At 74.8% G+C, this 12,637-nt stretch carries 11 protein-coding genes and 2 pseudogenes; 3 read left to right on the top strand and 10 right to left on the bottom strand.

Annotated features, from left to right (window positions below):
- Window positions 1–92 precede the first annotated feature (92 nt).
- Window positions 93–203 (bottom strand): annotated as a pseudogene (locus IE98_RS52270) (zinc ribbon domain-containing protein); the annotation flags it as partial.
- Between the two features lie 65 nt (window positions 204–268).
- Here IE98_RS52270 and IE98_RS0118855 point away from each other — a divergent pair.
- Complete coding sequence (locus tag IE98_RS0118855) at window positions 269–709, top strand: ATP-binding protein (protein ID WP_030270377.1); 441 nt, start codon at window positions 269–271, stop codon at window positions 707–709.
- On the opposite strand, the pseudogene IE98_RS0118850 reads toward IE98_RS0118855, so the two are convergent.
- Both IE98_RS0118850 and IE98_RS0118845 read right to left on the bottom strand, forming a co-directional pair.
- Window positions 672–863 (bottom strand): annotated as a pseudogene (locus IE98_RS0118850) (alcohol dehydrogenase catalytic domain-containing protein); the annotation flags it as partial. The gene IE98_RS0118855 and the pseudogene IE98_RS0118850 overlap by 38 nt on opposite strands.
- Window positions 864–1,065: 202 nt before the next feature.
- Complete coding sequence (locus IE98_RS0118845) at window positions 1,066–3,810, bottom strand: GNAT family N-acetyltransferase (protein ID WP_043174504.1); 2,745 nt, start codon at window positions 3,808–3,810, stop codon at window positions 1,066–1,068.
- Between the two features lie 155 nt (window positions 3,811–3,965).
- Between IE98_RS0118845 and IE98_RS0118840 the strand changes: the two genes are divergently transcribed.
- Window positions 3,966–4,145, top strand: a complete 180-nt coding sequence (locus tag IE98_RS0118840; RefSeq protein ID WP_030270371.1) for a hypothetical protein — start codon at window positions 3,966–3,968, stop codon at window positions 4,143–4,145.
- Window positions 4,146–4,176: 31 nt separating this feature from the next.
- Here IE98_RS0118840 and IE98_RS0118835 read toward each other — a convergent pair whose 3' ends face one another.
- Window positions 4,177–5,391 carry a PP2C family protein-serine/threonine phosphatase gene (locus tag IE98_RS0118835; RefSeq protein WP_030270370.1) on the bottom strand — a complete coding sequence of 405 codons (1,215 nt, stop codon included), beginning with the start codon at window positions 5,389–5,391 and terminating at the stop codon, window positions 4,177–4,179.
- Complete coding sequence (locus tag IE98_RS0118830; protein WP_030270368.1) at window positions 5,388–5,849, bottom strand: universal stress protein; 462 nt, start codon at window positions 5,847–5,849, stop codon at window positions 5,388–5,390. The genes IE98_RS0118835 and IE98_RS0118830 overlap by 4 nt, the downstream gene beginning before the upstream one ends.
- 348 nt (window positions 5,850–6,197) lie before the next feature.
- Here IE98_RS0118830 and IE98_RS0118825 point away from each other — a divergent pair, with 348 nt between their 5' ends.
- Window positions 6,198–6,875 carry a TMEM175 family protein gene (locus IE98_RS0118825; RefSeq protein WP_052390687.1) on the top strand — a complete coding sequence of 226 codons (678 nt, stop codon included), beginning with the start codon at window positions 6,198–6,200 and terminating at the stop codon, window positions 6,873–6,875.
- A gap of 98 nt (window positions 6,876–6,973) precedes the next feature.
- Here IE98_RS0118825 and IE98_RS0118820 read toward each other — a convergent pair whose 3' ends face one another.
- The 5 genes from IE98_RS0118820 to pflB form a co-directional block, all read right to left on the bottom strand.
- Window positions 6,974–7,204, bottom strand: coding sequence for a hypothetical protein (locus IE98_RS0118820; RefSeq protein WP_030270364.1), 231 nt, complete (start codon window positions 7,202–7,204; stop codon window positions 6,974–6,976).
- Window positions 7,205–7,296: 92 nt separating this feature from the next.
- Window positions 7,297–8,271 (bottom strand): transcriptional regulator, encoded by a 975-nt coding sequence (locus tag IE98_RS42680; protein ID WP_052390686.1) that lies wholly within the window; start codon window positions 8,269–8,271, stop codon window positions 7,297–7,299.
- 306 nt (window positions 8,272–8,577) lie between these two features.
- Window positions 8,578–9,252, bottom strand: coding sequence for a CBS domain-containing protein (locus tag IE98_RS0118810; RefSeq protein WP_030270361.1), 675 nt, complete (start codon window positions 9,250–9,252; stop codon window positions 8,578–8,580).
- Between the two features lie 199 nt (window positions 9,253–9,451).
- The gene (gene pflA, locus IE98_RS0118805; RefSeq protein ID WP_030270359.1) at window positions 9,452–10,279 is read right to left on the bottom strand and encodes a pyruvate formate-lyase-activating protein; all 828 of its coding nucleotides are present in this window, start codon (window positions 10,277–10,279) and stop codon (window positions 9,452–9,454) included.
- Between the two features lie 31 nt (window positions 10,280–10,310).
- Entirely contained in the window at window positions 10,311–12,581 is a 2,271-nt protein-coding gene (gene pflB, locus IE98_RS0118800) for a formate C-acetyltransferase (RefSeq protein WP_030270357.1), read from the bottom strand.
- Between the last annotated feature and the right edge of the window lie 56 nt (window positions 12,582–12,637).

The following is a 12,637-nucleotide window of genomic DNA, read 5'->3' as shown; positions in this document are numbered from 1 at the left end:
CCTGCTTCACTGCGCTGCGCGGGCACGGATGCCCGTCTTACCTGCGCTCGACAGGCTGACACTGCCAGTCCGGCGGCCCTGGCGACGTTGACCGCCGCGTTGATGTCCCGGTCGAGGACGGCCCCACAGGCTCCGCAGGTCCATGTCCGGGCACGCCCCGGCGACGGGGCCGCACCGGCCGGGGAAGGCCCGCAGGGGTACACGGGAGGGTGTGCGGGCGGGAAAGCCGGGCAGCCGGTCCCACACGAGGCGACGCGGGAGGCGGGGCATGGACGAGCACGGGAACGCGCTGAAGGCGATGGGCTGGGCCCGTACGCTGCCGATCGCCAGCGGTGTCCGCGCGGGGCGCAGCTGGGCGCGCCGCCACCTCGACGAGCTCGGCTGGACGAGACACGCGCCGGAGGTCGCCGACGCCGTCGTGCTGACCGTCTCCGAACTCATCACCAACGCGCACGTGCATGCCCGCAGCGACGCCGACATCGCCCTGACCTGGGACGGCACCTGTCTGTACGTCAGCGTCCACGACGACTCGCCGCAGCTGCCGCGCCCGCGCGAGGCCTCGGCCGAGGCCACCTCGGGCCGCGGCATGCACCTGGTCGACGCCCTCGCGGACGCGTGGCTGACCCGCCCCGACGCGCGGGGCAAGACCGTCACCGCCTGCTTCCACCCGCCCCGGCGGCCCGGTGGCCGAGGATCCGGCCCTCGGTGACCTCCGGGACGTCGCCCTTGAGGATGTGCAGGTCGGTGCCGCAGACGGTCACCGCGTCGACCCGGACGGTCGCGTCCTCGGGATCGGCGAGGACGGGGTCGGGGACCTCGTCCCAGAGGCGGCGGCCCGGTCCGTGGTACGTCAGAGCCTTCATGTCCGGTCACTCCCTCGGACGTCCCGGCCGGGGCGCCGACGGGCCGGCCTCCCTTCCAGCGTCCGTTCCGGGCGGCGCGGGGCGCCAGGGCCGGACGGTCCGCGGCCCGGGTCGGGCGGCCCCACCGACGGTGCCACCCGGGACCGTCGGTGGGGCCGGCACCGTCCACCGCTGCCGGGCCGCCGCCCGCCGCCCGCCGTCCTCAGGGCCCGTCCGCCTCCCCGGCGAGGGCCGGGCGGCGCAGCCGCCGCAGGTACGGGTCGAAGGACGGCCTGGGCTCGATCCGGACCCGGGCGTCGACGCACAGGACGCCGTCGGGCCGGGCGATCAGCGGGTTGAGGTCCACCTCGACGGCCTGCGGCAGGTCGCAGGCGAGGGCGGAGACGGCGGCGAGCACCCCGCGGAGCCCGGCCGGGTCGGCCCCCGGCGCGCCCGGGTGTCCGAGCACCAGCGGGGCGGCCCGGAGGTCGGCGGGCATGGTCTCCAGGTCGCGTTCGGTCAGCGGGGCGAAGCGGGTGGTGCGGTCGGCGAGGACGTCGGTCGCGGTGCCGCCCAGGCCGAGCAGGACGAGTGGGCCGAACACCTCGTCCTGCACGGCGCCGACCAGCAGTTCCAGGCCGGGTGCGGCCAGGGGCTGGAACAGCACGCCGGCCGTCCGGTCGCCGAAGCGGTCGTGGAACTCCCGGTAGCACTCCCGCGCCCCGGCCTCGTCGGCGATGCCGAGGCGGACGGCGCCCTCGGCGCTCTTGTGCACCTGCCCGGGCCAGTACGCCTTGGCCGCAAGGCGCCCCTCGTGGCCGAGCGGGCGCAGCCGCCGGGCGGCTTCGGCGGCCTCGTCCTCGCTCCGTGCCAGGACGGCGGTGGCGAGCGGCAGCCGGTAGCGGTCGAGCAGGTCGGTGGTGGTCCCGGGGTCGAGCCAGCCTCCGTCGGGGTGGGCGGTCAGGAAGGCCTCGACCAGGTGGCGGGCACCGGCGGTGTCGGCGGCCGGCGGGGCGGCGGGGGCGGAGGGCGGTTCGGCGAGCCAGCGTGCGCGGTCCCGGGCGTGGGCGAGGGCCCGGGCGGCTGCGGCCGGGTCCGTGTAGGTCGGCAGCCGTCCGCCGTCCGCACAGGTCCGGTAGCGGACGGGCATCTCCTGGTCCAGCAGGACGGCGGCGACCGGCAGCCGTCGGCGGCCGGGGCCGTCGAGCAGGGCGTGCAGCGGCTGGTCGGCGTCCTCCTGGACGAGCGCGGTCGGCACCAGGCAGACCAGCAGGGCGTCGACGGTGTCGGCCCGGGCGAGCGCGTCGAGGCAGGCCCCGAGGGCGGCCGGGCCGACGGCCGCGGTGGTGTCGACCGGGTTGGCCGTCCCGGCCCCGGCGGGCAGCAGGCCGCGCAGTTCGGCGACGGTGTCCGCGGGCAGCGCCGGCAGTTCGAGCCCGGCCTCGGCGCAGGCGTCGGCGGCGAGGATGCCGATCCCGCCGGCGTTGGAGACCACCGCGACGCGCCCGCGTCCGTCGGGCAGCGGCTGGGCGTGGAGCAGGGCGGCGGCCTCGACGAGTTCGGCGATGCTGTGCGTGGCGGTGATCCCGGCCCGGCGGAAGAGCGTCTCCCGGGTGACGGTCGGGGTCGCGGCGGCGGCGGTGTGCGAGGCGGCGCCGCGCCGGCCGGCGTCGGAGCGCCCGGCGTCGACGGTCAGCACGGGCAGCGTCCGGGTGACGCGCCGGGCCGTTCTGGCGAAGGCCCGCGGGCTGCCGAAGGACTCCAGGTGCAGCAGAGCCAGGTCCGTCCGGCCGTCGCTCTCCCACCACTGCAGCAGGTCGTTGCCGCTGACGTCGTACTTGTCGCCGAGTGAGACGAAGGCGGAGACGCCGATGCCCAGCCAGGCGAGGCGTTCCAGCAGGGCGATGCCCACACCGCCGGACTGCACGGCGACCCCGGCGGTGCCGGGCAGCGGGAAGGCGCCGCCGAACTCCGCGTCCAGCCGGACGTCCGGGTCGGTCTGGGCGATGCCGAGGCTGTTCGGCCCCACCAGGCGCATGCTGTGGCGCCGGCAGCTCTGCACCAGCTGCCGTGCCTGCGCGGCGTCCAGGCCGGAGGCGAGCACCACGAGCGCCTTCGTGCCCGCCCGTCCGCACTCCTCGGCCGCACCGGGCACCGCCGACGGCGGCACGGCCAGTACGGCGAGCTCGGGCACTCCGGGCAGGACGGCGATCCCCGGGTAGGCGGGCTCGCCGGCGATCACCCCGGTGTGCGGGTTCACGGCCCACACCGGCCCGGTGAAGCCGCCCCGGCGGAGCTTCAGCAGCACGGTGCGGCCCACCGATCCGGCGCGGCGGGACGCGCCGACGACGGCGACCGACCGCGGGCGCAGCAGCGCGGCGAGGCTGGCCAGGTCGGCCGTCCGGCCGCGCTCGTCGACGGCGCCGAGGTACCCCTCGTCGTCCTCGTCGAGCGGGACGCGCACCCGGACCTCGCCGTGGTCGAGGTGCCGGTGGACGGGCAGCCCGAGGTCGGAGAAGACCTTGTGGACGGCCCGGTTGCCGGCCAGCGTGTCGGCGACGAACTCGTGGACGCCGCGCTTGCGGGCGGCGTGGACGAGGTGCTCGACGAGCAGGGTGCCGACGCCGCGGTGGTGCCAGGCGTCGGCGACGGCCATCGCCAGCTCGGCGGTGCCGCCGGCCTCGTCGACGGTCTGGCAGTCCGCCTCCCCCACCAGCTCGTCGGCCGCCCAGGCGCCGAGCGCCAGCACCTCGGCGCGGCCCGGGCCGCACAGCCGGTCGGCGACCGCACGGGGAGCCCGGCGGCTCGTGCCGAGGAACCGCATCCGGCGGCTCTCCTCGGACATCCCGTGTTCGTGCAGCTCCAGGACGGCCTCCCGGTCGCCGGGCCCGACGGGCCGGACGAGGACGGTCGTCCCGTCGGCGAGCAGTGCCTCCGCCGCGGACACCGGCGGCTCGGTGACGGACATGGCGGCTCCCTCGGTCCGGCCCTGCGGCGTCGCGCGGACGGCCGCTGTCTCTCCCGTTCCACGTTCCTCGCCCCCCGGCCCGACCGCCAGGGCCGTCCGGCCCGGCAGGGGAGGGACCGGGCACCGGCCGGGGGCCGCGGGGACGGAGGACCGCCGTGAAGACCGCCGTCCGTCCCGTCCCGGCGCACCGCACCGCACCGGGACGGGACGGGACGGAGAGCGGCCGGGTGTCGACGTTCTTCCCCGGTCCGGACAACCGGCTGCACCACGTCGAGCACCCCGGCGGGGACCGGCCGGTGACGACCTGCGGCACACCCCGCTCCCCCGCCGGCTGAGGCGGCGTCACTCCCCGGCCGGGCGGGCCCGTCAGAGCCGGACGACCACGAGGACCGTGTCGTCGGTGGCGCCGCCGGGCGGCAGCAGGTCGGCCAGCACGCTGTCGGCCAACGCCTCGGGCGGGTCGGATGCCCTCGCCGCGAGCGCGCGGGCGAGGCGGTCGAGGCCGACGTCGATGTCCTCGCGGCGCCGCTCCACCAGGCCGTCGGTGTACAGGACGAGGGTGTCGCCCTCCTCGAAGGGGACGGTCGCCTGCGGACGGGAGACGTGTTCGGGCCGGGCGCCGAGCGGCGGGTCGGTGGCCCGGTCGAGGAACTCGAAGGAACCGTCGGACCGCAGCAGCACCGGCGGCGGGTGGCCGGCGCTGCTGTAGGTGATCGTGCCGACGGCGTGGTCGATGAAGGCGGTCGCGGCGGTGGTGTTCTCCGCGCCGTCGACGGAGCGCGAGTACAGGCCGAGCACCTCCAGGGACTGCGCCGGGCCTTCGGTGACCCGCGAGGCCGCGCTGAGCGCGCTGCGGAGCTGGCCCATGACCCCGGCGGCGGCGAGCCCGTGCCCGACGACGTCGCCGACGGCGACCGCCGTCCGGTCCCGGGGCAGGGCGACCAGGTCGTACCAGTCACCGCACACGTTGAGGGTGCCGACCGCGGGCCGGTACCGCACGGCCGCCCGCACCAGGTCGAGCGGCGCGGGGTCCGGCAGCATCGCCGCCTGCAGGGCGAGCGCGACCTCCCGTTCGCGGGCGTGGGCCTCGCGCAGCCGCTCGTTCAGCTCCTGGAGTTCGCGGGCCCTGGTGTAGAGCTCGGCCTCCAGGACGCGGGCGCGGTTCCCCTCGGGCAGGCCGTGGGCGCTGATCAGTTCCGTGATCTCCTCGACCCGGTGCACCAGCAGCTCCACCCGGCCGTCGGGCCCGAGGACGGGCGCGTTGACCGGGCTCCAGTAGCGCTCCTGCCACTCGCCGGGCCGCTCCAGGCTCTGGACGTCGTAGCGCTGGAGCGCCATCGTGTCGCGCTCACCGGTCGCCAGCACGCGGTGCAGCGAGGCCTCCAGGTTGCGTGCCCCGGTGGCCTCGGGATCGTTCGGATTGTCCGGGAACACGTCGAACAGGTACCGGCCGACGAGGCCGTCGCGGGTCCGGCCGGAGAGGCGCAGGAACTCCTCGTTCGCGTCCGCGTACACCAGGTCCGGGGTGAGCAGCGCGACCATGCCGGGCAGGGCCCGGAAGACCGCCGCGTAGTCGATCACCGGTCCTTCGCCGGCTCTCGGTCGGGGGCCGGCCGGACGACGACCACGGGGCAGCGGCCGTGGTGCACGCAGTGCTGCCCGACCGAGCCCAGCAGCGCCTCGGTGAAGGCGCCGTGGCCACGGTTGCCGACGACCAGCAGGTCCGCGCCGTCCGCGGCGTCCGGCAGGGCGGCGGCGGGATGGCCCTGCACGACGATCCGGCGGACCGGGCCGCCGTCGTCGGTCGCCCGGCCGACCGCCTCGGCGAGGCAGCGGCGGGCGTCGTCCGCGAAGTCGACGTCCTCCAGGATCGGCGCCGGCCAGCCGTAGGTCGCGGGGTACTCCCAGGCGATCACCGCGTCCACCGTGCCGCCGGCCAGACGGGCCTGGCCGACGGCCCAGCGCAGCGCCTCCTCGGCGGCCGGCGAGCCGTCCACACCGGCCACGATCCGCGGCGTCCTGTCCGTTCCGTCGTCCACTGCGCACCTCCGAGTCCGCCGGGCGGTCGCGGCCGCCGTTCCGCGGGCCGCAACCGCCCGACCGCCGCCACCGCCCGTGGTCCGGCCGGTGGTGCGGGCCTCGTTCCACGCTACGCATGCCGGGTGGTCCTCCCCCGCTGGAATCCGTCGTCCGGGCCACGTGGCCGAGCATCACCACCCGCGCGAGCGGCCGGACCCGCCTGCGGCACGCGCCGCGGGCAGCCCCGGGCGCTCACGTGCGGGGGCTCCGGCTGCGATCCACCACGGCCGCGCGCCCTTGCGGCTACTGTGCGCAGAGCAGCCGTTCGACACCGTGCCCGCCCCGACCCGGTCCACTCCGGAGGACGCATGACCGGCGAAGACCCGTCCCCGACCGACGCTCCGCTCCAGGCGGCGGACTTCGGCACCAATCGGCTGGAGGCGTTCAGCGACGGCGTCTTCGCCATCGCCATCACGCTCCTGGTCCTGGACCTGAAGGTGCCGGAGCCCGACAGCCTCCACGGCGAGTCCCTGACCGCGGCCCTCGCCCACCAGTGGCCCTCCTACTTCGCCTACCTGGTCAGCTTCCTCGTCATCGGCATCATCTGGATCAACCACCACGCCATGTGCGCGCTCGCCCGCCGGGTCGACCGCCGCACCCTGTTCGCGAACCTCTTCCTCCTCCTCACCGTCTCGGTGATCCCCTTCCCCACCCGGCTGCTCGCCACGTACCTCACCGCGGACGACAGCAACGCGCACACCGCCGCCGCGATCTACGCCGGCACCATGGTCGCGATGGGCGTCGCCTTCTCGCTGCTCTTCCTCGCCTTCACCCGGGACGCCCGTCTGCTCCACGCGCCCGTCCCGCCGGAGGCCCTGCGTGCCGCGCTGCGCCGCTTCGGCATCGGCGGCCTGCTCTACCTCGCCACCGTCGGCCTGGCCTACCTCAGCCCCGTCGCCATGCTCGCCACCCATGCACTCCTCGCCGTCTACTACTGCTTCGACCAACTCGCCCCGGCCCGCACCGCGCGCCGGCCCGCGGGCTGAGAAGCGTGCGACGGGCGGGGCCGGCCCAGCAGCGACGGGTTCCGCACAGGTCGGGGTGCGGCGGCCCGACGCGCCGAGACGGACGGGCGGCGCGGCCGTCAGTGCCAGACGGTGTTCCAGTCCTGGGTCGCGGGACCGGTGTCCGTGTCCAGGTCGGACAGCAGGAAGACCAGGAGGAGGACGCCCACGATCAGCACGAGCACCCCCACCCGGAAGCTGTCCTCGGGCCCGGGCCGGTACGGCTGGGGCGGGCGGTCCGGCCGCTCGCCCGCCACCTCGTCGTCCGCGCCGCTGTCCCGGATCTCCGCGTTGTCGTCCTCCGCCGCCATGGTCCCCCCTCCGGGTCCATGCACCGGGCCGCTGAGCCTGCGTCAAGGCGCGTGCGACGGCCCAACGGGGCACATTGCGGGGGCCGCGGCGGTCAGGGGCTGTAGGAGGCGGGCCCGTTCGCTGCACCGGGCGCCCGCCGCGGCTGGTCGCCCCACTCCCAGTACAGCCCGTGGACGCCGGGCTCGGCCTCGGGCACGATCCCGCAGGCCTGGCCCGTCGGTGAGATCCGCAGCTCCTCCAGGATCTGCGGCGGGGCGTCGTGGCTGGGCCGCCAGGCGAGCTCGCAGCCCGCCGGCAGCATCGTCGGGTGGAACCGGGCCCGCAGTACCAGGTTCTTGCTGGGGAACCGCACCATCCGCTCGTACTGCGTCTCCACCTCGGACGACGGACAGGCGTAGCTGTACTCGATCACCGTCGCCTGCCCGGGCTGCAGCGGCAGGTCGAAGAGCAGTTCGGCCGCGGCGAAGCCCTCCTTGCCGGCCGCGGTGCGCCGCCGGCCGAGCCGGCACCCCACCAGGTCGGTGACGCCCGGCGCACCGTCGGTGGACGAGTCCGACCGGGTGAGCAGCACCAGGCGGTCCGCGCCGTCGCCGAGGGCGCGCAGGACCTGCAGCACGTCGACCCGCTGCTCCTCGCGGTGTTCCCCGATGTGCACGTCGATCCGGGTGTGCAGGTTCTCCAGGCGGGCGTTGTTCCGCGGGTCGAGGTCGGCGAGCACGCCGCCGACCTCCGGGTCGCCGAAGGTGCTGGCGTAGTCGATCGATCCGGGGACGTGGTTGATCCAGCGGCCGCGGGGGCGCCGCGGACCGAGCAGCACGATCAGCGAGTCCGGCCGCAGCATCAGCACGTCCTCCAGCGCGCGCACGACGGTGAGCGACTCGGTGCGTTCGGGCCGGCTGCGGCCGCGCTGCCAGTAGCTCAGGCTGGAGACGCTGACCTGCAGGCCGCGGCCGGCCAGCCGGCGCTGGATCCCTTCGAGGCCGAGGCCGCTCTCGCGTATCGCGGTGCGCAGCGCGAGGTCGAACGGGCCGGTCCGCAGCGCCTGCTGGAGGTCGGCTGACGGCACCGGCGGGGTTTGTCGGGAGGATGAACGGCTCAGGGGGCACCTGCCTCGCGCGGGGACCGCCCGGTTCGGCGGCGGTCCGAGTGCCCGGAAATGTACCGGTGATGATCACCGCGATCCACCACGGATCGGATGTACTGGACAGTAGCCGGAGGTGCTGGGCTGCGGGTGAACCGCCCGGCGAGGGCGGCGCCCCGGCGGTTCCGGCCGTTCCGGGCGTTCCGGGCGTTCGCGGCAAGCGATGTGACGGTACATCAAGTGATGGTCCGTCGCCGACGGACGGTCAGGACGCCTGAGCGTCGGGGCAGGTCAGCGGACCGGGTGCGGGGCGGCCGTCCCCGTCCGCCGGTGGTCGAGGAGGCTGTTGACGCCGACGACTCCGTCCACGCTCCGGCACAGCCGCTCGACCACCTGCGCCAGGCCGGGGTGCTCGACGGTGCCGGTCAGGGTGACGAGCCCGTCGCGCACCCGGACGTCGAGGGTGTCCGGGTCGATGTCCAGGGTGCGGCGGAGGACCTCGTGCCGGATCTCCTCGCGGATCGCCCGGTCGTGGCGGAGGAAGACCCGCAGCAGGTCGCTGCGGCTGACGACGCCGACGAGCCGTCCCGCCTCGTCGACGACGGCGAGCCGCTTCAGTCGCTCACCCTGCATCAGCCGGGCGGCCTCGACGACGGTCCACTCGGGGCGGGCGCACGCCACGGGGGAGGTCATCAGGCCCTCCGCGGTGGTCGCCCGGCTGCGGGCGTGCTCGCGGGGCTCCAGCCGCGGGGTGAGCATCAGGCCGGCCGGGTCCTCCTGGGCCGCTTCGTTGAGCAGCAGGTCGGCCTCGGAGACCAGGCCGAGCGGCCGGTCCTCGTCGTCGAGCACGGGCACGGAGGTGATGTCGTGCTCGGCCAGCAGCCGGACGATCTCCTTGAAGGCGGTGTCGGGCCGTACGTGGACGACGGCGGTGGTCATCAGTTCTCCTACGAGGCGGTGTCGCACGGGGGTGTTCCCTTCTGGTTCCGGCGGCCGGGTGGCTGCCGCGTCGGTACGGTCGTCCGTCCTGGCATCGGTTCTCCGGTGCCGGCCGTCCTCCTCAACCATCGCTCGTGCGGCGGCGGTTGGTGAGGGCCGTGCGGGCCCGCATCGCGGGACCTTCAGCCCCGCCGGCGACCGGGACCCCGGGGGCGGGTGCCGGGTGTCAGACGGCGTGCAGGCCGTGGGCGGCGAAGACCGCGCGGGCGGCTGCCGTCTGGCCGTCGGTGGGCACGGGCGTGTCGGCGAGCGTGAACTCCAGGCCGAGCGCCCGCCACTTCTCCGCGCCGAGCCGGTGGAAGGGCAGCACGTCGACCCGCGAGACGTTGCCCAGCGAGGCGGTGAACGCGGCGACGCCCTCGACGTTCTCCGTGCCGTCGGTCAGCCCGGGGACGAGGACGAACCGCACCCACACCTCCTTGCCGAGGTCGGCGAGCCGCCGGGCGAAGGCCAGCGTCGGGCCCACCTCGCGGGCGGTCAGCCGGCGGTGGAGCGAGCGGTCCCAGGACTTGATGTCCAGCAGCACGAGGTCGGTGTCCGCGAGCAGTGCGCCGGTGGCCCGGGAGCCGAGGTAGCCGGAGGTGTCCAGGGCGGTGTGCAGGCCGAGTTCGTGCTTGAAGCGGTGCAGGAGCTCTCCGGTGAAGACCGGTTGCAGCAGCGGCTCGCCTCCGCTGACGGTGGCGCCGCCGCCGGAGACCTCGATGAAGTCGACGTACTTCGCGGCCTCCCGGACGACCTCGTCCACGGGGACGCGCCGGCCGTCCCGCATGTACCGGGTGTCGGGGTTGTGGCAGTACTGGCAGCGCAGCGGGCACCCGGAGAGGAAGGTGACGAACCGGGTTCCGGGCCCGTCGACACCGGTGGAGAGGTCCCAGGAGTGGAGCATCCCGGCCGGCTCGCGGCGGGTGACGGCGGCGGCGGGGGTGGTGGCGGCGGAGGTGGTGGCGGTGCCGGGTCGGCGTCGTGGCTGTGCGGGAGCGGGGGTCTCGGGCATGGAGGGCTCCGGGGGATGCGGCGGGTCGCTGCTACAGCGAGCCGTGGAAGGTGCGGTTGACCACGTCGAGCTGCTGCTCGTGCGTGAGCCGGACGAAGTTGACCGCGTAGCCGCTGACCCGGATGGTCAGCTGCGGGTGGTTCTCCGGGTGCGCCATGGCGTCCAGCAGGGTGGCGCGGTTCAGCACGTTGACGTTCATGTGGAAGCCGCCGCAGGCCGTGTAGCCGTCCAGCACGCCGACCAGGTTGCACACCCGCTCCTGTGCCGTCCGGCCGAGCGCGTCGGGGGTGACGGTGTTGGTCAGCGAGATGCCGTCCTCGGCCTGCGCGTAGGGCAGTTTGGCCACCGACAGGGCGCTGGCGACGTACCCGTGGCGGTCCCGGCCGTTCATCGGGTTGGCGCCCGGCGAGAAGGGCTCGCCGGCCCGCCGGCCGTCCGGGGTGGCCCCGGTCTTCCTGCCGTAGACCACGTTGGAGGTGATGGTCAGCACCGACTGGGTGTGCTCGGCGTTCCGGTACGCGGGGTGCTTGCGCACCTTTTGCATGAACTCCTCGACCAGCCGCACCGCGATGGAGTCCGCCCGGTCGTCGTTGTTGCCGTACGCGGGGTAGTCGCCCTCGACGACGTAGTCCACCGCGAGCCCGCTCGCGTCGCGGACCGGCCGGACCGTCGCGTACCTGATGGCGGACAGCGAGTCCGCGGCCACCGCGAGGCCCGCGATCCCGCAGGCCAGGGTGCGGCGCACCGCCCGGTCGTGCAGGGCCATCTCCAGGCGCTCGTAGGCGTACTTGTCGTGCATGTAGTGGATGACGTCGAGCGCGTGCACGTACGTCTCGGCGAGCCACTCCAGCTGCTCGTCGAACCGGGCCAGCACCTCCTCGTAGTCGAGGACCTCGCCGGTGACGGCGCCCGTCTCCGGGCCGACCTGGGCGCCGGAGACCTCGTCCCGGCCGCCGTTGATCGCGTAGAGGAGGGTCTTGGCCAGGTTCACCCGGGCGCCGAAGAACTGCATCTGCCTGCCGACCGCCATCGCCGAGACGCAGCAGGCGATCGCGGTGTCGTCGCCGAAGCGCGGCCGCACCAGCCCGTCCGCTTCGTACTGCACGCTGGACGTGTCGATCGACACCCGGGCGCAGAACTCCTTGAAGCCCTGCGGCAGTTCGGCCGACCAGAGGACGGTCATGTTCGGCTCCGGCGCCGGGCCCAGGTTGTACAGGGTCTGCAGGTACCGGAAGGAGGTGCGGGTGACCAGCGGCCGACCGTCCTCGCCGATGCCGCCGATCGACTCGGTGACCCAGGTCGGGTCGCCGGAGAACAGCTCGTCGTACTCGGGGGTGCGCAGGAAGCGGACGATCCGCAGTTTGACGATGAAGTCGTCGACCAGCTCCTGGGCCTGCTCCTCGGTGAGCAGTCCGGCCGCGAGGTCGCGCTGCAGGTAGACGTCGAGGAAGGTGGAGGTGCGGCCGAGCGACATCGCGGCGCCGTTCTGCTCCTTCACGGCCGCGAGGTAGGCGAAGTACAGCCACTGGACGGCTTCGCGGGCGGTGGTGGCCGGACCGGAGACGTCGTGGCCGTAGGACTCCGCCATCCGCTCGAGTTCGCCCAGCGCCCGGATCTGCTCGGCGAGTTCCTCGCGTTCGCGGATCGTCTCCTCCAGTGCGCCGGCGTCGCGGGGCGCGGCGTCGAGCCCGGCCTTCTCGGCCCGCTTGGCCTCGATCAGCCGGTCCACGCCGTACAGCGCGACCCGGCGGTAGTCGCCGATGATCCGGCCGCGGCCGTAGGCGTCCGGCAGTCCGGTGATGACACCGGCCTTGCGGGCGGCCAGGATCTCGGGGGTGTAGGCGTCGAAGACGCCGTCGTTGTGGGTCTTGCGGTAGGTGGTGAAGACCTTCTCCAGCTCCGGCGGGACCGGGTAGCCGTAGGTGCGCAGGGCGCCCGCCACCATCCGCCAGCCGCCGTTCGGCATGATCGCCCGCTTCAGCGGGGCGTCGGTCTGCAGGCCGACGATCAACTCCCTTTCCCGGTCGATGTATCCGGGCGCGTGCGCGGTGATGCCGGACGGGACGTCGTAGGCGACGTCGTACACGCCCTTGGCGCGCTCCTCGGGGAAGCGGTCGGTGATCTGCTTCCACACCGCCAGGGTCCGTTCGGTCGGGCCGGCCAGGAAGGCCGCGTCGCCCTCGTAGGGGGTGTAGTTGTGCTGGATGAAGTCGCGGACGTCGATCGCGTCGCGCCACCGGCCGCCGCGGAAGCCGTCCCAGGCTCCGCGGGTGGTGGCCGTCTCCGTCTGCCGGACCGTCATGGTCGCTGCTCCCGTCGTGCTGCCGTCGTGTTGTCGTCGTGTTGTCGTCGGAACGG

It is taken from the genome of Streptomyces sp. NRRL B-24484 (assembly GCF_000717715.1).
Classification (GTDB): domain Bacteria; phylum Actinomycetota; class Actinomycetes; order Streptomycetales; family Streptomycetaceae; genus Kitasatospora.
This window is presented reverse-complemented; position numbering and strand designations above follow the sequence as displayed.

Excerpts from the sequence above, each read along its gene's own strand:
- pflB (WP_030270357.1), bottom strand. The coding sequence starts at position 12,581 with ATGACGGTCCGGCAGACGGAGACGGCCACCACCCGCGGAGCCTGGGAC.
- IE98_RS0118825 (WP_052390687.1), top strand. The coding sequence starts at position 6,198 with ATGACCGGCGAAGACCCGTCCCCGACCGACGCTCCGCTCCAGGCGGCG.
- IE98_RS0118855 (WP_030270377.1), top strand. The coding sequence starts at position 269 with ATGGACGAGCACGGGAACGCGCTGAAGGCGATGGGCTGGGCCCGTACG.
- IE98_RS0118845 (WP_043174504.1), bottom strand. The coding sequence starts at position 3,810 with ATGTCCGTCACCGAGCCGCCGGTGTCCGCGGCGGAGGCACTGCTCGCC.
- IE98_RS0118820 (WP_030270364.1), bottom strand. The coding sequence starts at position 7,204 with ATGGCGGCGGAGGACGACAACGCGGAGATCCGGGACAGCGGCGCGGAC.
- pflA (WP_030270359.1), bottom strand. The coding sequence starts at position 10,279 with ATGCCCGAGACCCCCGCTCCCGCACAGCCACGACGCCGACCCGGCACC.